This is a genomic window from Bradyrhizobium sp. WSM2793, from assembly GCF_000379585.1.
GTDB lineage: Bacteria > Pseudomonadota > Alphaproteobacteria > Rhizobiales > Xanthobacteraceae > Bradyrhizobium.
On sequence record NZ_KB902799.1, the window covers coordinates 17,815 to 35,034 of the forward strand.

Sequence of the window (17,220 nt, forward strand, 5' to 3'; positions counted from 1 at the left end):
GAGGCGTCAAGTCCAATCGGTGATTCGGATCACCCGGAAATCTACCGGTAAATGGCGGCAAACAATCGAAGATTCGCCATCTGGCGGGGTGCGCTGGCATCGGGAAGGCTCTATATGACGTGCGAAAATCGTTAATCGCAGCGACGCCCGCATCCGGCGGGCTTTCAGGCTTTTTGATGGACCAACCTCAATCGTTCGACGGCGCCGACGTTCCCGATCCTCCTCCCGGCGGCGCACCGGAGCGGGCGACACTGATGGGCACGCTGGCTCATCTGTGGCCCTATATCTGGCCGGGCGACCGCTTCGACCTGAAGATGCGCGTGGTGTGGTCGCTTGTGCTGCTGCTCGCTGCCAAGCTGATCACGCTGACGGTGCCGTTCAGCTTCAAATGGGCGACGGATGCGCTGACCGGCGCCAACACGGCGCCGGTGCAGGCGGACAATTGGCACCTCTGGGTGATCGCCTCGCCGCTGTTGCTGACCGTGAGCTACGGCGTGATGCGCATCTTGATGGCGCTGCTGACGCAATGGCGCGACGGCATTTTCGCGCGCGTCGCCATGCATGCGGTGCGCAAGCTCGCCACCATCACCTTCGTCCACATGCACGAGCTCTCATTGCGCTTCCACCTCGAGCGCAAGACCGGCGGTCTGACGCGCGTGCTCGAGCGCGGGCGCGAGGGCATCGAGGTCATCGTGCGCATGGTGATCCTGCAGCTGATCCCGACCATCGTCGAGGTCTCGCTGCTGATGGCCGTGCTGCTCTGGCAGTTCGACTGGCGTTACGTGGTCGCCACCCTGACCACGGTCACGCTCTACATGTACTACACCTACATCGCGACCGAGTGGCGCATCGGCATCCGCCGCCGGATGAACGATTCCGACACCGAGGCGAACACCAAGGCGATCGACTCGCTGCTCAACTACGAGACCGTGAAGTATTTCGGCGCCGAGGCCCGCGAGGCGCAGCGCTACGACAAGTCGGTCGCGCGCTACGAGGAGGCGAGCGTCCACACCTACACCTCGCTCGCGGTGCTCAACACCGGCCAGGCCGTGATCTTCACGCTGGGGCTGACCGCGACCATGCTGATGTGCGCGATCGGCGTGCGCAATGGCACCAACACGGTCGGCGATTTCGTGCTGGTCAACGCCATGATGATCCAGCTCTACCAGCCGCTCAACTTCATGGGCATGGTCTATCGCGAGATCAAGCAGGCGATCATCGACATCGAGAAGATGTTCGGCGTGATCGGCCGCGAGGCCGAGATCAAGGACGCGCCCGATGCAACGCCCCTCGTCATCTCCGCCGGCACCGTGCGCTTCGAGGATGTGCGCTTTGCCTATGAGCCGACCCGCCCGATCCTCAAGGGTATCAGCTTCGAGGTCCCGGCCGGCAAGACCGTTGCCATCGTCGGTCCGTCGGGCGCGGGCAAGTCGACCATCTCGCGGCTTCTGTTTCGCCTCTATGATGTCTCCGGCGGCAGGATCCTGATCGACGGCCAGGACATCCGCGCGGTGACGCAGGATTCGCTTCGTGCCTCGATCGGCATGGTGCCTCAGGACACCGTGCTGTTCAACGACACCATCCGCTACAACATCCGCTATGGTCGCTGGGACGCCGATGACGCTGAAGTCGAAGAGGCCGCGCAGCTGGCGCAGATCGACCATTTCATCCGCATGGCGCCGATGGGCTACGAGACCCAGGTCGGCGAGCGCGGGCTCAAACTGTCCGGCGGCGAGAAGCAGCGCGTCGCGATCGCGCGCACCGTCCTGAAGGCGCCGCCGATCCTGGTGCTGGACGAGGCGACTTCGGCGCTCGATACCCATACTGAGCACGAGATCCAGGGCGCGCTCGACCGCGTGGCGAAGAACCGCACCTCGCTGGTGATCGCGCACCGGCTTTCGACCATCGTCGGGGCCGACGAGATCATCGTCCTGGATCAGGGCCGCATTGCCGAGCGGGGGACCCATGGCCAGTTGCTCGCGCATGGCGGTCTCTATGCCAGCATGTGGAACAGGCAGCGTGAGGCCGAGGCGGCACGCGAGAAGCTGGCCAAGATGGCCGATACCAGCGAGGCACCCAACCGGGAGCCGCCACCGGTCAACGACGCCCTGACGGCGCCCGCGGCGGCGGAGTGACCTTGTCTCCGGTCCCAACTCTGGCCTAAACAAGCCCGCGCGACGACCCGTGCCATTAACCCCGAGCGGCAGATACCGATGTCCATTCTCGATTCGATCCAGCGTCAGATCCCGCCGATCCACAAGGAGGGCTATCCCTTCATCGGCGGCTTTGCGCTGGCAAGCCTCGTCCTGTTCTGGCTGTGGTCGCCTTTGGGGTGGATCGGCACGATCCTGACCGTGTGGTGCGCGCTGTTCTTCCGCGACCCCGTGCGCGTGACGCCGGTGCGCGAGGGGCTTGTGGTGTCGCCGGCCGACGGCCGCGTCTCGATGATCACCATGGCGCTGCCGCCGGCCGAGCTCGGGCTCGGCGACCGGCCGCTGCCGCGCATCTCGGTGTTCATGAGCGTGTTCAACTGCCACGTGAACCGCGCTCCCGTAGCGGGCAGGGTGGACCGCATCGCCTACCGGCCTGGCCTTTTCATCAATGCCGAGCTCGACAAGGCCAGCGAGGACAATGAGCGCAACTCGCTGGTCATCTCGACAGCGACGGCGCGGATCGGCGTGGTGCAGATCGCAGGGCTCGTCGCTAAGCGCATCGTCTGCTTCGTCAGGGAGGGCCAGGCGATCGGCGCCGGCGAGCGCTTCGGCCTGATCCGCTTCGGCTCCCGGCTCGATGTCTATCTGCCCGTGGGGAGCAAAGCGCTGGTCTCGGAAGGGCAGACCGCGATCGCCGGCGAGACGATTTTGGCCGACCTTTCCGGAGACGACCCCAGCCGCGCCTTCCGCGCCAATTAACCAATAAGTCGGTCTGTGGGGGCCTTCCGCCGCAATGGCGGAGGGGGACGCGGCTTGCTATATCTCGCCTTGAGGTGAGGACCCGCGATGACGCCCTATGACTTCAAATACCCCGATACGCGCCGCCGGCGGTTCCGCCCGATTCCGGTGCGGATGCTGGTGCCCAACGTCATCACGCTGCTGGCGATCTGCGCCGGCCTGACCTCAATCCGGCTGTCGATCGAGGGGCGGATGTCGCTCGCGGTCTATGCCATCGTGTTCGCGGCCGCGCTCGACGGCATCGACGGCCGCATCGCGCGCATGATCAAGGGCCAGTCAAAGTTCGGCGCCGAGCTCGACAGCCTCGCCGATTTCGTCAATTTCGGCGTCGCGCCGGGCCTGATGCTGTATTTCTGGCAGCTGCACGAGCTCGGCAATGCCGGCTGGATCGCAGCCATGGTGTTCGCGATTTCCGGCGGCCTGCGCCTGGCGCGCTTCAATGCCACCATGGACGATCCAAACAAGCCGGCCTTCGCTGCCAATTTCTTCACCGGCGTGCCGGCGCCGGCCGGCGCGATCACCGTGCTGCTGCCGATCTATGTCGCGTTCCTCGATCTCGGCCGCTGGCCCGCAGGGTTGACCGCCGCCTACACACTGCTGATCGCCTTCCTGATGGTGTCGCGCCTGCCGGTGTTCTCCGGCAAGACCAAGCGCATGCGCGTGCCGCCGGAGCTGGTGCTGCCGGCGTTCGTCGCGGTGATCGTCTTCATCGCGCTGCTGATCGCCTATCCCTGGCACGTACTATCGATTGGCACGGTGCTGTATCTTCTCGCTTTGCCGCTCGGCTACAAATCCTATCGCGACCAGGCCCGCGCGATGGACGCCACCGCGCCGTCGGGAGGCGAGGTCACCTCGCCGCCGTCGGCGCCGACGCTGGCGAATTTGTCGGAGCCGCCCAACGACGACGACGACCGGCCCGGACGACTGCACTGAGCGGCCACGCGCGGATATCTGCCATGAGGCCCCCCGAGTTGGGTTGAGACCTGATCTCGGCTATATCGCCCTGTGCCGGCGGCATCGCGCCAACAGCGACCGCCAATCTGGGAGAGAACGCCGTGACTGATAAAGCGACCGGGCCGCTGCCCGCTTCCGTCCTCGAAGCGCTGGGCCGCTACGACACGCCGACGATCTGCAATGCCATGGAGATCGTGGCGCCCGAGCGCCGGCTGATCGGCTACACCACCAAGCAACTGGTCTGCCCGTTTCCCGACCTGCCGCCGATCGTCGGCTATGCCCGTACGGTCGCGATCCGCTCGGTGCTGAAATCCTCGCTTCCGGCCGAAGAGCAGTCCAGGCGCCGCATCGAGTATTACGAATATGTCGGCACCGGCCATGGTCCGCGCATCTCGGTGATCCAGGACATCGATGGTCCCGACGTCGGCTACGGCGCGTTCTGGGGCGAGGTGCAGAGCAACGTGCACAAGGCGCTCGGCTGTCTCGGCGTCATCACCGACGGCTCGATCCGCGACATCCCGCAATGGGCCCCTGGCTTCCAGGCGCTGGCCGGCTCGATCGGCCCGTCGCATGCCTGGGTGCATGCGGAGAGCTTTGGCGGCGAGGTTCGCGTTGCCGGCATGACCGTGAAGTCCGACGACCTGATCCACGCCGACCAGCACGGTGCGATTGTGATCCCGCTCGACATCGCCGCAAAGCTGCCGGAGGCCGCCGAACTCTGCGGCCGCCGCGAGAGACCGATCCTGGAGATCGCCCGTAGTCCCGACTTCTCGCTCGATAAGCTGAAGGCCGCGCTGAAGCGCTCGGCGGAGATTCACTGAGGGGTGATGGGCCGCCTAAGGCTGCGACACCGGCCGTGGGCCCCCCTGTTCCGTCAGAAACAGGGCGGCCTGATCCGGCTCGCCGAACACGGCAGCGGCGCACCCGATCAGGGTGAAGCCGCCTGCAAGGTCCCACAGCGTGATGTCCTCCGCATTGTCCGGAAGGTGGATCAAGCGCGCTGCGATCACCGCGAAGGCGGCCTCGGCAAAGAGCACGAGGCTGAAGGCCGGTAGAACGAGTTCCGGCTCGAGCAGGTGGAGCGCCAACACCGCAGGCAGCGCGGTGAGAAGACTGAACAGCGTCAACATTGCAAAACGGCTCCCGCGATGGAGCATGCTGCAGAGCTAGAATAGCAGTCATCCCTGGTTCCGCCCCCGTGGCGCAGGGCCGCAGCCGTTCGCCGGCTGGCGCGCTCAGCGCGGACCCACCAAAGCGCGATGCGATTGGGAAGAATCGTCATCGCGCTTTTAGGTTGTTATTCAAGTATGATCTTTTCGGAAAACCGGATCATGCTTTAGGTTTGCAACCTGTTCAATCTGTTGTCGGCTCGTGAGAGCCTGCGGTATGGAATGTCGTGACACACAAAACGGATCGCTTCTTCAGGAACCTCTGGCGGTTCAACGCAATCGCGCTTGCGGGCGCTACCGTTCTCTTCATCATGCTGGTTCTCTTTGTGACCGCATCGATGCTTTACGATCAGACGAGGCCGCGCCAGGTCACCAACGTGGTCAACGTCGGGGCGCAGGAAACGGTATCGAACGAGTTCGCGTTGGGAATACCGGGCGTGATCTCCGGCACGCCCTACGTCCTGGTGTCGTTGATTCGTGGACAGTCCTATGGTGGATCGGGCTCGCTGTACCCGAAGCGTTCGGACCGAAATGTCGTCAACCTGCTGTTCCTGAACGTCTCCACCAACGAGACCCGATGGCTGTTTGAAGGCGCGGGCCAGTTGATCATTGAAAACCACTCGATGTTCAACAGAATGAAGACCGGGCCGGATGATGGGCGAACGGCCGTGGGCTTCTTCTACGTCGTCGTCGACAAGGATACGGATGGCGACAAGCGGCTGAGCGAGCACGATGCTCTCTCCCTGGCGGTGACCGCAGTCGACGGGACCGGCTACAGGAAGTTGATCGATGGAATCGAACAGGTCTACGCCGTCCAGCAGGTCGCCGAGGACAAGGCGCTGGTGCTCTATCTGAAGGACAAGCACACCGTCTCGCAGCTGTTCAGCCTTCCCGGCATGCAGCCGCTCAAGCAGACGACAATTCCAAAGGTCGGCCTGAACTAGACGCCTGACCTTCATTGCTCCGTCGCGCCGCAATCATGGTTAGCAAAGCGTTGAAATTCGTGTCGGCCATCGGCAAAGCCGGCCTCATCCCGATGCGCTGCGCCGGTCTGGCGTGCCGGCTCAACTTAACCTTTACGCGGCTTTAAGGGCGGCACTCTAGGGTTTCCGATGCGGTTCGGGGTTGGGCCGCGCCAGCGGCCAGGACGGCCGTTGTTGCGTATGCGTTGGAGTATCCCATGGATATCATGACGAGCGTCGGGCTCATTGCGGGCATCATCGTCATCACGATGATGATCTTCATGGGCGGCGACCTTCACATGTTCATCTCCGAACATGCCATGATCATCATCTTCGGCGGCTCGATCTCCGCCACCATGATCCGCTTTCCGCTTTCGGCGCTCCTGCACGGCCTTCCGCTCGGCGCCAAGTTCGCCTTCACCATGAGCCGCCTGTCGGCGCACGACCTCGTCGACGAGCTCGCCCGCATCGCCGAGATCGCCCGCAAGCAGGGCCCGGTGGGTCTGGAAAAGGTCGAGACCGACGAGCCCTTCCTCGCCAAGGGCATCCGCTACGTCGCCGACGGCTACGACCTCGACTTCATCCGCGACAATCTCGAGCGCGACCGCGACAACTTCCTGATGCACCTCGACGAGGGCAGCAAGATCTACCGCGCCATCGGCGACTGCGCTCCGGCCTTCGGCATGATCGGCACCCTGATCGGCATGGTGCAGATGTTCGCCAACATGACCGACCCTTCCAAGCTCGGCCCGTTCATGGCGACCGCGCTGCTCGCCACGCTCTACGGCGCGCTGGTCGCGAACCTGTTCTGTCTGCCGATCGCCGACAAGCTGCACGGCAAGCTGCTGGACGAGGAGACCAACCGCACGCTGATCATCGACGGCATCCTGATGATCCGCGACTCCAAGAGCCCGACCCTGGTGCGCGAAATGCTGCTGGCCTACCTGCCGGAGAAGCATCGCCACGCCGAGGGCGAGCCGGTGCCGGCGTAAGTCCGCCCGCCGGGATTTGAGACATGGCCAAGAAGAAACGCGGCGATGCCCATGGAGGCGGTCACGGCTGGTTCGTGACCTTCGCCGACCTCATGGGCCTAATGATGAGCTTCTTCGTGATGCTCGTGGCGTTCTCGACGCAGGACGCCAACAAGCTGAAGATCGTCGCGGGATCGATGCGCGACGCCTTCGGCGTGCAGAGCGAAGCGCGCTATGCCGGTATCGTCGAGTCCGACGGTTTGCCGACCCGCCCGCGGCTGAAGAACGTCGACCATATCCAGCCCGAGGATGCCTCCAACACGCCGACGCCGGACCAGGAGGATCGCGACCGCACGTCGGGCGCGAAGATCAAGGTCGACCGCAATTTCGCGCTCGCCGCAGCCTCGCTGCGCCAGGCGTTGCAGGACATGCCGGAGCTGACCGAGATGTCCAAGCACATCATGTTCGAGGAGACCAAGCAGGGTCTCAATCTGGAGATTGTCGACCAGGACGGCCGTTCGATGTTCGCCGACGGCTCCAAGGTGCCCTATGATCGCACCCGCCGTCTGGTCGAGAAGCTCGCGATCCCGCTCAAGGCCACGCCGCTGCGCGTCTCCATCGCCGGCCATACCGCGGCCGGCTTCGTGCCGACCCGCAGCGACTACGGCGCCTTCGATCTGTCGGCCGATCGCGCCAATGCCGTGCGCCAGATCCTCGAACGCGAGGGCCTGCCGCCGTCGCACATCTTCGCCGTCTCCGGCAAGGCGGACACCCAGCCGCTGTTTCCGGACGATCCTTCGCTCGCGGCCAACCGGCGGGTGACCATCACCCTGATGCGCGAAGATCCGCCGCTGCCGCCGAATCTGAAGCCCTAACCCCCTTGCGCTACCATCTTACCTGAGGCATGTCGTCGCGCTGGCGATGAGCGTGGCTGCGGCGTCACAGCATCCAGCTCGGCGCCTGCTATGGTGGTGCGCCGATTGACAGGCGCGCCGGAAGAGTCAAAAGGCGCCGGATCAATTCCAGGGAAGAAGCGTTTTCCACCCTCATGACGGCGAGCATCACACAGGCCGAGACCCAGGACGGGCCGGTCACTTCAGGCTTTTGGTCCCTTACGCTCGGGAGCATCGGCGTCGTCTTCGGCGATATCGGCACTTCGCCGCTCTACGCATTCCACGAGGCTGTCAGGGGCGCCGCCCATGGCGAGCCGGTCTCGCGGGTCATGGTTCTCGGCGTGCTCTCCCTGATCCTGTGGGCGCTGCTGATCGTCGTCACCGCCAAATACGTGCTGCTGCTGCTGCGCGCCGACAACAACGGGGAGGGCGGCACGCTCTCGCTGATGGCGCTCGGGCAGCGCGCGCTCGGGCGGCGGAGCTGGTTCCTGCTGGCCCTCGGTGTGGTCGGCGCTTCCATGTTCATCGGCGATTCCATGATCACGCCGGCGATCTCAGTGCTATCGGCGGTCGAAGGCCTGAAGCTCGCAACCCCTGCGTTCGAGCATTATGTCGTGCCGCTCACGGTCCTTATTCTGGCGTTGCTGTTCGCGGTCCAGAGCAAGGGGACCGCGCTGGTCGCCTCGGCCTTCGGGCCGGTGATGGTGATCTGGTTCACCGTCATCGCCGTGATGGGAGCCGTCCACATCGCCGACGATCCGTCCGTGCTGGCGGCGATCAATCCCTATTACGCCGTGCAGTTCGTGCTGTCGCACGGCACGATTGGTCTTGTTACCCTCGGCGCCGTGTTCCTGGCGGTGACCGGGGGCGAGGCGCTCTATGCCGATCTCGGCCATTTCGGGCGCAAGCCGATCCAGTCGGCCTGGATGTTCTTCGTGCTGCCCGCGCTCTTGATCAATTATTTCGGGCAGGGCGCGCTGGTGCTGTCCGATCCCAGCGCGATCGAGCACTCGTTCTATCGCATGGTGCCCGAGAGCCTGGTGCTGCCGCTGGTCGGGCTTGCGACCGCCGCGACGGTGATCGCGAGCCAGGCGGTGATCACCGGCGCTTATTCGCTGGTCTATCAGGCGGTGCAGCTCGGCCTCTTGCCGCGCTTCGAGGTCCGCTACACCTCCGAGACTCACGCCGGCCAGATCTACCTGCCGCGCGTGAACCGGCTGCTGCTGATCGGCGTGATGCTGCTGGTGCTGCTGTTCCACACCCCCAGCAATCTGGCCTCGGCCTACGGCATTGCGGTCTCCACCACCATGGTCGCCGACGGCATCATGGGCTTCATCGTGATCTGGAAATTGTGGAATTGGCGCGCTGCCACGGCTGCGGCCGTGATTATGCCCTTCGTTATCGTCGATCTGAGCTTCTTCAGCGCCAATCTCTTGAAGCTGCTTGAGGGCGCCTGGGTGCCGCTGCTGTTCGGCGTGGCCATGGCGGGAACGATCTGGACCTGGCGGAAGGGCTCCGGAATCCTGATCCAGAAGACGCGCCGGATCGAGGTGCCGCTGGACGATCTGATCCGCAGCCTGGAGAAGCGGCCCCCGCACATCGTCAAGGGCACCGCGGTGTTCCTGACCAGCGATCCCTCCTTTGTGCCGACCGCGCTGTTGCACAATCTCAAGCACAACAAGGTGCTGCACGAGCACAACGTGATCCTGACCATCGAGACCGCGCATACGCCCCGGGTCGATCTGGCGGAGCGTTTCCGCATGGAGAAGATCAGCGACAAGTTCTCGAAAGTCCGCCTGCGCTTCGGCTACATGGAGCAGCCGAACGTGCCCAAGGCACTTGCGATCGCGCGCAAGCAGGGCTGGCAGTTCGACATCATGTCGACGTCATTCTTCGTGTCCCGGAGGTCGCTGAAGGCGTCGGCGCAGTCGGGCATGCCGCTGTGGCAGGACCATTTGTTCATTGCGCTCAGCCGGTCCGCCAACGACGCCACCGATTACTTCCAGATCCCCACAGGACGGGTGGTTGAAGTCGGAACCCAAGTCACCATCTAGAACGCAACTGCCTCAGTCATGCAAATTTGCATGTCTAAGCCCCGGAATCGGGCTAGGCTATGCCGGTAGCGCAGGACTATAAGCCGCGCGCTCTTCCGCCGTTGTGCAGTGAAGCATTTTAGAGGCCACTGGGCTCTCCCATGACAAGCGATGTAGTGATTTCCGCCCCGGAAACGGCGGCGGCCAATGGCCATGGCGAGGCCCACACCACCGCCCGTTTCGGTGCGCTGACCCTCGGCAGCATCGGCGTCGTCTACGGCGACATCGGCACAAGCCCGCTCTACGCGTTCCGCGAGGCGGTGACGGCGGCCTCGGGCACCGAAGGGCTCGCGACGCCCGCGGCCGTGCTGGGCGTGCTCTCGCTGATCCTGTGGGCGCTCATCGTCGTGGTGACGCTCAAATATGTCGTGATCCTGCTCCGCGCCGACAACAACGGCGAGGGCGGCACGCTGGCGCTGATGGCGCTGGCTCAGCGCGCGGTCGGCACGGGCGGCACCACCATCGTCCTGCTCGGCATCATTTCCGGCGCCCTGTTCTACGGCGACGCCGTGATCACGCCGGCGCAATCGGTGCTGTCGGCCGTCGAAGGCATGAAGGACATCACGCTCACATTCGAGCCTTACATTGTTCCGCTGACTTTGGTGATCCTTGTCTGCCTGTTCGCCGTGCAATCGCGCGGCACGGCGAGCGTCGCGGCGTTCTTCGGTCCGGTCATGTGCGTCTGGTTCGCGGCGATCGCGATCGCCGCAGTCGGTCCGATCATGCGGCAGCCGCAGGTGCTGCTGGCGCTGAACCCGCTCTACGCCGTGTCGTTCATGATCCACCACGGCATCATCGGCTTCGTGACGCTGGGCGCGGTGTTCCTGGCGGTGACCGGCGCCGAGGCGCTCTATGCCGACCTCGGCCATTTCGGCAAGCGGCCGATCCAGACCGCCTGGCTGTTCGTCGTGCTGCCGTCGCTGGCGCTGAACTATCTGGGGCAGGGGGCACTCGTCCTGGATGATCCCGGCGCGATCGTGAGCCCGTTCTTCCAGTTGTTTCCGCAAGGCTGGATCCGGGGCGCAATGGTCCTGCTTGCTATCATGGCCACCGTGATCGCGAGCCAGGCGGTCATTACCGGCGCCTATTCGCTGACGCGCCAGGCGATCCAGCTCGGGCTGCTGCCGCGCTTTGAAATTCGCCATACATCCGAAGCCCATTCCGGCCAGATCTTCATCCCGCGCATCAACCAGCTGCTGCTGGTCGCCGTGATACTGATGGTGCTCTTGTTCCGTTCCTCCAGTGCGCTGGCGTCCGCATATGGCATCGCCGTCACGGGGACCATGGTGGTGACGGCGATGATGGGCTTCGTCGTGATCTGGAAGGTCTGGCGATGGTCGCCGTTCACCGCGGCCGCTCTGATTGCGCCGTTCCTGTTCCTCGACCTGACCTTCCTCGCCGCCAATTTGCTGAAGGTATTCGAGGGCGGATGGGTGCCGCTCGCGCTCGGCACGCTCATGATCATCCTGATGTACACGTGGCGGCGCGGCAGCCGGCTCTTGTTCGAGAAGTCGCGCAAGCTCGAATTCCCGCTGGCCGACCTCGTCGCGATGCTGGAGAAGCGGCCGCCGCAGCGGGTGCCGGGAACCGCCGTGTTCCTGACCTCCGACCCGCTCAGCGCGCCGACCGCGCTGATGCATAGTCTGAAGCACTACAAGGTGCTCCATGAGAAGAACGTCATTCTCACCATCGAGACGGCGCAGACCCCCCGCATCGATCCGGCCGAGCGGGTCAAGCTGGAGCAGATCTCGCCGACCTTCTCCAAGGTGACGCTGAAGTTCGGCTTCATGGAATCGCCCAACGTGCCGAAGGCGCTCGCCATCGCCCGCAAGCTCGGCTGGCAGTTCGACATCATGTCGACCTCGTTCTTCCTGTCGCGCAGAGCGCTGAAGCCTGCCGTCCATTCCGGAATGCCGCGCTGGCAGGACCGGCTGTTCATCTCGCTCAGCCGCTCGGCCAACGACGCCACGGACTATTTCCAGATCCCCTCAGGCCGCGTGGTCGAGGTCGGAACGCAGGTGACGATTTAGCCCCACCGTGGTCGTCGCCCGGCTTGACCGGGCGACCCAGTACGCCGAGACAGTTGTGGTTGAACCGAGGAGCCGCGGCGTACTGGATTCCCCGCTTTCGCGGGGAATGACACCGAATGCGCAGTGAGAGCCGGGGCAGGTTTTTCAGGCATCCCGAAAGCCCCACTTCAAGTCGCTGCGATTTAGCTTTAACTTGCGCCGCGCGGCTCAAGCCTTTGTAGCGCTTGATTTTCGTGAGCCGAGAGGCGAGGTTGCCGCCGGCCGGGATAGGTCCGGCTGGCACGCGCGACGTTGGAGGATGATGTGGCAAACCAGGTGCAGGATCTGACCCCGGACGAGGTCTCCAAGGGTGTCGCGGAGGGGCGCTATCTCCTCGTCGACGTGCGCGAGCCGAACGAGGTCGAAGCCGAGGCCTATCCCTACGGCGTCGTGGTGCCGCTCTCGACCTTCGATCCCAAGGCGATCCCCGATCCCCAGGGCAAGGACGTCGTGTTTGCCTGCCGCTCGGGCAAACGCTCGGTGACGGCCTCGCTCGCGGCGCAGGCGGCGGGCCTGCCTTACGACAAGCATCTGGCCGGCGGAATGCTGGGCTGGAAGGCGGCGGGGCTTCCCAGCAAGGTCGGTGGCTGACCTCGCGATGACGACCAAGAGCTCTTCGCTGAACAAGGTCTTCGCCGACCTTCCCGTCACCATCTTCGAGGCGATGTCGCAGGCCGCGCGCGACAATGCTGCCATCAATCTCGGCCAGGGCTTTCCCGACGATCCGGGTCCGGAGGACATCCGCCGCGCCGCGGCCGAGGCCTCGCTGAACGGCTACAACCAGTACCCCTCGATGATGGGCCTGCCGGAACTGCGCCAGGCGATCGCGACCCATTACGGCCATTGGCACGGGCTCGAGCTCGATCCGATGAGCGAGGTGATGGTCACCTCCGGCGGCACCGAGGCGCTGACCTCGGCCATCCTCGCGGTGGTCCAGCCCGGCGACGAGGTGGTCTGCTTCCAGCCGGTCTACGATTCCTATCTGCCGATCATCCGCCAGGCCGGTGGCATTCCGCGCCTCGTACGGCTCGAGCCGCCGCACTGGCGGCTGAATGAGGACATGCTGAAAAGCGTCTTCAATTCAAAGACCAAGGCGGTGCTGTTCAACAACCCCTTGAATCCTAGCGCGGTGGTTTTTCCGCGCGAGGATCTCGAACTCTTGGCGCGCTACTGCCAGGAGTTCGACGTCATCGCGATCTGCGACGAGGTCTGGGAGCACGTCACCTTCGACGAGCACAAGCATATCCCGCTGATCACCATTCCCGGCATGCGCGAGCGCACCATCAAGGTCGGCTCGGCCGGCAAGATCTTCTCGCTGACGGGCTGGAAGATCGGTTTCGTCTGCGCCGCGCCGCCGCTGCTGCGCGTCGCCGCCAAGGTGCATCAGTTCCTGACCTTCACCACGGCGCCGAATCTGCAGGCCGCCGTGGCCTACGGCCTCGGTAAGCCGGACGAATATTTCCTGTCGATGCGGAAAGACCTGACGCGGAGCAGGGACCGCCTGACCAAGGGGCTGGAAAGCCTCGGCTTCCCCGTGCTGAAGTCGCAAGGCACCTACTTCCTCACCGTCGACCTGTCGCCGCTCGGGCTCAACGAGAGCGACACCGAGTTCTGCTGGCGGATCGTCAAGGACTACAAGGTGGCGGCGATCCCGGTGTCGGCGTTCTACGAGCAGGACCCCGTGACCTCGGTGGTGCGCTTCTGCTTTGCCAAGAAGGACGAGACGCTCGACACCGCGCTGGAGCGGCTGTCGGACGCGGTGCGTGGACGCAAGAGGTAGAGATGACCAATGTCGGCCGCTCCGGGCTTTGCCGTGCTTTTGCAATCGCCGCCGCGCTGACGTTGCTTTCCGCTCCCGTTAGGGCCGAGGAGCGGGTCGTCAATTTCTACAACTGGTCCAACTATATGGCGCCGGATGTCCTCGAGGCCTTCACCAAGGAGACCGGCATCAAGGTCGTCTACGACACCTTCGATGCCAACGAGACGCTGGAGACGCGCCTGATGGCCGGCAAGTCCGGCTACGACGTCGTGGTGCCCACGGCCTATTTCCTGCAGCGCCAGATCAAGGCCAACATCTTCCAGAAGCTCGACAAGGCGAAGCTGCCGAACCTGGAAAATGCCTGGCCGATGGTGACCAAGAACCTTGCGACCTACGATCCCGGCAACAACTACGCCGCCAACTACATGTGGGGCACGACGGGCATCGGCTACAACGTCGCCAAGGTGAAAGCGATCCTGGGGCCGGATGCCAAGATCGACAGCTGGGACATCGTCTTCAAGCCGGAGAACCTCGCGAGGTTCAAAGACTGCGGCGTGCACATGCTCGACTCCGCCGACGACATCTTTCCGGCGGCGCTGAATTATCTCGGGCTCGATCCGAACTCGACCAAGCAGGCCGATCTCGAGAAGGCCGCCGATGTCGTCGCAAAAGTCCGCCCCTCCGTGCGCAAATTCCACTCCTCCGAATACTTAAGCGCGCTCGCGACCGGCGAGATCTGCTTCGTGGTCGGCTGGTCCGGCGACATCATGCAGGCCCGCGCGCGTGCCGCTGAGGCGAAGAGTGGCATCGAGATCGGCTACGCCATTCCGAAGGAGGGCGCGCAGATGTTCTTCGACAATCTCGCGATCCCCGCGGATGCCAAGAACGTCAACGAAGCCTACGAGCTGATCAACTATCTCTATCGGCCCGATGTCGCCGCCAAGAACTCGGACTTCTTGTCCTATGCCAACGGCAACCTCGCCAGCCAGAAGCTGGTCGATCCGAAGATTTTGAACGACAAGAACATCTATCCGGACGAGGCGACGCTCGCAAAGCTGTTCGTCATCACCGCGCGCGAGCCGGCGACCCAGCGCATCATCAACCGGCTGTGGACGAAGGTGAAGACGGGGCGGTGAAGGGCATTCGTCGCTCCGCTCTTCGCAATGACGGCGTAACTACCGCCACCTGCGATGCAGCCAAAGCCATTGCTCGGGATGCTCGCGCACCCAGCCTTCCACCACGCTGGTGATTGCCTGGGTCGTGCCCTGGATGTCGATCTTGCCGTCGGCGTCGCGCACCGGCTGGACTTCCTCGGTGAGCTCGCCGCGAAAGCGGCCATCGGGCAGGCGGATGATGCGCACACCGTGGATCGGGCATTCGACCTGGCGTAAGAGGCGGGCCAGCATCGGGTTGGCGCAGGTCTTGCGGCCGAAGAAGGTGACCTCGACGCCGGCGGTCAGATACTGGTCGATCAGCATGGCGACATGCTTGCCGTCCTTGAGCGCCTGCGCGAGCCGCAGCGGCGCGTCGCGGCCCGCCGGGATCAGCGTGCCCATGTTGACCTGGCGCATCTCCTGGATGATGCGGTCGGCGGAGGCGATGTTTGGCCGGCGATAGAGGATCGCGGTATCCAGCTCATGCGCGACGGCAGCGAGCGCCGGCAGCTCCCAATTGGCGAGATGCGCGGCAAAGATCAGCGCCGGCTTGCCGTCGTCGCGAATCTGGTCGAACAGCTCGATGCTGCGCGGCGACAATTCGATCCGGCTTTTTTCTGGATGGTCGCGATCGTAATCCCAGACATGGTCGATATGGGCGAATTCGGCGCCGACGCGGCCGAGATTGTCCCAGACGCCCATCAGGATGGCTTCGATCTCTTCGGCCGACTTCTCCGGAAACGCCGCGGTGAGGTTGGCGCGGCCGATGCGATGCTCGCGCAGGCGCGGGCCGATCAGCTTCACGACGCGCGCGAAAAAGTCCGAGGTCTTGGCCGGATCGAAATAGCGCGTGGTGCGCAGCATGCCCACGGTGGCGGCGCCGATCAGGCTGCCGCCGATCGATTTTGCAGCCTCCCGCGCGCGGGCCTTCGTCCTCGCAGGAAGCAGCGCCATGCGTCCGGTCAGGCCGGTTCGCGGGTCAGGATCAGCGAGGCGTTCTGGCCGCCGAAGCCGAACGAGTTCGACATCACCGCGGTGACGCGGGCGTCGCGCGCCTTGTTGCCGACGACGTTGAACAGGATCGTGGGATCCGGCGTCTCGTAGTTGATCGTCGGCGGGATGCGCTGATGCTCGAGCGTCAGCAGCGAGAAGATCGCCTCCACCGCGCCGGCCGCCGAGATGGTGTGGCCGACCATCGACTTGTTGGACGTCACCGGAATCTTCTGCGCGAGCTCGCCGAACACGGCCGATGTCGTGTTGAACTCCATCTTGTCGTTCTCGGGCGTCGCGGTGCCGTGCGCGTTGATGTGGTCGATCTGGTCCGGCGTCATGCCGGCATCGGCCAGCGTCTTGTTCATGCAGCCGATGATCGGCTTGCCGTCGGGCGAAGAGCGGGTGCGATGGAAGGAATCGGTGAGCTCGCCGCAGCCGGCGATCACGCCGAGGATCTTCGCGCCGCGCGCGGTGGCGGCCTCAAAGCTTTCCAGCACGAGCGCGCCGGCGCCTTCGGCCATGACGAAGCCGTCGCGGTTCTTGGAGAAGGGGCGGGAGGCGGCTTGCGGCGGATCGTTCTGGGTCGACAGCGCCGAAAGCAGCGAGAAGCGTACCAGGGCTTCCGGATTCACGGTGCCGTCGGTCGCAACGCACAGCGCAGCGTCGGTCTCGCCGCGGCGGATCGCCTCGACGCCGAGCTGGATCGAGGTGGCTCCGGACGCGCAGGCCGTCGACAGCGAGATCGGCGAGCCCTTGGTGCCGAAGGTCTCGGCGAGATGTGCGGCTACCGAGCCGAACATGAAGCGGTGATGATAGGCGCTGTACTTGCCGCCGCCGGAGATACGCAAGAGATCGTCATAGTTGAAGTCGAGCGCGCCGACGGCGCGGCCGAGCTCGCGGCGCTGCGGCCATTCGACCTCGACCGGCGCAACCGCGAGGAAGAGGGGCCCCGGGAAATCGGCCTTGGCGCCGATGCCCGCCTGCTCGAGCGCTTCCTCCGTCACGAGCTCAGCCATCCGCTCGGACAGGCCGGTGGAGGAGAACGGATCGACGCTGACGAAATCGACGGTGCCGGCCATCGTGGTCTTCAGGCCGTCGACCGGAAAGCGCGTGATGGTGCGGATGCCGGATTCGCCGGCGACGAGCTTGGCCCAATTGTCGGCCTTGCCGGCACCGAGCGAGGTCATGATTCCCATGCCGGTGACGACGACGACGGGGCGCCCGAGTTTGTCGCGTGGTGCAGTCATGTCGA

At 64.5% G+C, this 17,220-nt stretch carries 15 protein-coding genes; 12 read left to right on the forward strand and 3 right to left on the reverse strand.

Features of this window, described 5'->3' with window-relative positions; translation table 11 throughout:
• Positions 1 to 176: 176 nt before the first annotated feature.
• The 4 genes from A3AS_RS0128600 (at position 177) to A3AS_RS0128615 (ending at position 4,726) form a co-directional block, all read left to right on the forward strand.
• Positions 177 to 2,135, forward strand: coding sequence for an ABC transporter ATP-binding protein/permease (locus A3AS_RS0128600; protein WP_018320934.1), 1,959 nt, complete (start codon positions 177 to 179; stop codon positions 2,133 to 2,135).
• A gap of 54 nt (positions 2,136 to 2,189) precedes the next feature.
• The gene (locus A3AS_RS0128605; protein WP_256375108.1) at positions 2,190 to 2,912 is read left to right on the forward strand and encodes a phosphatidylserine decarboxylase; all 723 of its coding nucleotides are present in this window, start codon (positions 2,190 to 2,192) and stop codon (positions 2,910 to 2,912) included.
• A gap of 87 nt (positions 2,913 to 2,999) precedes the next feature.
• On the forward strand, positions 3,000 to 3,884 hold the full coding sequence (locus A3AS_RS0128610; protein ID WP_018320936.1) for a phosphatidylcholine/phosphatidylserine synthase: 885 nt from the start codon (positions 3,000 to 3,002) through the stop codon (positions 3,882 to 3,884).
• Positions 3,885 to 4,006: 122 nt separating this feature from the next.
• The gene (locus tag A3AS_RS0128615) at positions 4,007 to 4,726 is read left to right on the forward strand and encodes an RraA family protein (RefSeq protein WP_018320937.1); all 720 of its coding nucleotides are present in this window, start codon (positions 4,007 to 4,009) and stop codon (positions 4,724 to 4,726) included.
• A gap of 15 nt (positions 4,727 to 4,741) precedes the next feature.
• Here the strand turns inward: A3AS_RS0128615 and A3AS_RS0128620 are convergent, their stop codons facing one another.
• Positions 4,742 to 5,035 (reverse strand): hypothetical protein, encoded by a 294-nt coding sequence (locus tag A3AS_RS0128620; protein WP_018320938.1) that lies wholly within the window; start codon positions 5,033 to 5,035, stop codon positions 4,742 to 4,744.
• A 266-nt stretch (positions 5,036 to 5,301) separates the two neighbouring features.
• Here A3AS_RS0128620 and A3AS_RS0128625 point away from each other — a divergent pair, with 266 nt between their 5' ends.
• From A3AS_RS0128625 to A3AS_RS0128665, 8 genes are all read left to right on the forward strand, one after another.
• The gene (locus A3AS_RS0128625) at positions 5,302 to 6,018 is read left to right on the forward strand and encodes a hypothetical protein (protein WP_018320939.1); all 717 of its coding nucleotides are present in this window, start codon (positions 5,302 to 5,304) and stop codon (positions 6,016 to 6,018) included.
• A gap of 236 nt (positions 6,019 to 6,254) precedes the next feature.
• Positions 6,255 to 7,028: a motility protein A gene (locus A3AS_RS0128635; RefSeq protein WP_018320941.1), complete on the forward strand. Its 774-nt coding sequence runs from the start codon at positions 6,255 to 6,257 to the stop codon at positions 7,026 to 7,028.
• A 23-nt stretch (positions 7,029 to 7,051) separates the two neighbouring features.
• Entirely contained in the window at positions 7,052 to 7,882 is an 831-nt protein-coding gene (locus A3AS_RS0128640; RefSeq protein ID WP_018320942.1) for a flagellar motor protein MotB, read from the forward strand.
• A gap of 173 nt (positions 7,883 to 8,055) precedes the next feature.
• Positions 8,056 to 9,954, forward strand: coding sequence for a potassium transporter Kup (locus tag A3AS_RS0128645; RefSeq protein ID WP_018320943.1), 1,899 nt, complete (start codon positions 8,056 to 8,058; stop codon positions 9,952 to 9,954).
• A gap of 140 nt (positions 9,955 to 10,094) precedes the next feature.
• On the forward strand, positions 10,095 to 12,023 hold the full coding sequence (locus A3AS_RS0128650; protein ID WP_018320944.1) for a potassium transporter Kup: 1,929 nt from the start codon (positions 10,095 to 10,097) through the stop codon (positions 12,021 to 12,023).
• Positions 12,024 to 12,326: 303 nt separating this feature from the next.
• Positions 12,327 to 12,653, forward strand: a complete 327-nt coding sequence (locus A3AS_RS0128655) for a rhodanese-like domain-containing protein (protein WP_026202463.1) — start codon at positions 12,327 to 12,329, stop codon at positions 12,651 to 12,653.
• A 7-nt stretch (positions 12,654 to 12,660) separates the two neighbouring features.
• Positions 12,661 to 13,842 (forward strand): aminotransferase, encoded by a 1,182-nt coding sequence (locus A3AS_RS0128660; RefSeq protein ID WP_049815017.1) that lies wholly within the window; start codon positions 12,661 to 12,663, stop codon positions 13,840 to 13,842.
• 2 nt (positions 13,843 to 13,844) lie between these two features.
• A complete protein-coding gene (locus A3AS_RS0128665; RefSeq protein ID WP_018320947.1) occupies positions 13,845 to 14,957 on the forward strand; it encodes a polyamine ABC transporter substrate-binding protein in 1,113 nt (370 codons plus the stop codon).
• Between the two features lie 39 nt (positions 14,958 to 14,996).
• Here A3AS_RS0128665 and A3AS_RS0128670 read toward each other — a convergent pair whose 3' ends face one another.
• Positions 14,997 to 15,929: a lipid A biosynthesis lauroyl acyltransferase gene (locus A3AS_RS0128670; RefSeq protein WP_018320948.1), complete on the reverse strand. Its 933-nt coding sequence runs from the start codon at positions 15,927 to 15,929 to the stop codon at positions 14,997 to 14,999.
• Between the two features lie 8 nt (positions 15,930 to 15,937).
• Entirely contained in the window at positions 15,938 to 17,215 is a 1,278-nt protein-coding gene (locus tag A3AS_RS0128675; RefSeq protein WP_018320949.1) for a beta-ketoacyl-ACP synthase, read from the reverse strand.
• Between the last annotated feature and the right edge of the window lie 5 nt (positions 17,216 to 17,220).

What these genes read in the sequence shown, in the direction of transcription:
- A3AS_RS0128600 (WP_018320934.1), top strand. Translation starts at nt 177, where the DNA reads ATGGACCAACCTCAATCGTTCGACGGCGCCGACGTTCCCGATCCTCCT.
- A3AS_RS0128610 (WP_018320936.1), top strand. Translation starts at nt 3,000, where the DNA reads ATGACGCCCTATGACTTCAAATACCCCGATACGCGCCGCCGGCGGTTC.
- A3AS_RS0128620 (WP_018320938.1), bottom strand. Translation starts at nt 5,035, where the DNA reads ATGTTGACGCTGTTCAGTCTTCTCACCGCGCTGCCTGCGGTGTTGGCG.
- A3AS_RS0128635 (WP_018320941.1), top strand. Translation starts at nt 6,255, where the DNA reads ATGGATATCATGACGAGCGTCGGGCTCATTGCGGGCATCATCGTCATC.
- A3AS_RS0128640 (WP_018320942.1), top strand. Translation starts at nt 7,052, where the DNA reads ATGGCCAAGAAGAAACGCGGCGATGCCCATGGAGGCGGTCACGGCTGG.
- A3AS_RS0128645 (WP_018320943.1), top strand. Translation starts at nt 8,056, where the DNA reads ATGACGGCGAGCATCACACAGGCCGAGACCCAGGACGGGCCGGTCACT.
- A3AS_RS0128650 (WP_018320944.1), top strand. Translation starts at nt 10,095, where the DNA reads ATGACAAGCGATGTAGTGATTTCCGCCCCGGAAACGGCGGCGGCCAAT.
- A3AS_RS0128660 (WP_049815017.1), top strand. Translation starts at nt 12,661, where the DNA reads ATGACGACCAAGAGCTCTTCGCTGAACAAGGTCTTCGCCGACCTTCCC.
- A3AS_RS0128665 (WP_018320947.1), top strand. Translation starts at nt 13,845, where the DNA reads ATGACCAATGTCGGCCGCTCCGGGCTTTGCCGTGCTTTTGCAATCGCC.
- A3AS_RS0128670 (WP_018320948.1), bottom strand. Translation starts at nt 15,929, where the DNA reads ATGGCGCTGCTTCCTGCGAGGACGAAGGCCCGCGCGCGGGAGGCTGCA.
- A3AS_RS0128675 (WP_018320949.1), bottom strand. Translation starts at nt 17,215, where the DNA reads ATGACTGCACCACGCGACAAACTCGGGCGCCCCGTCGTCGTCGTCACC.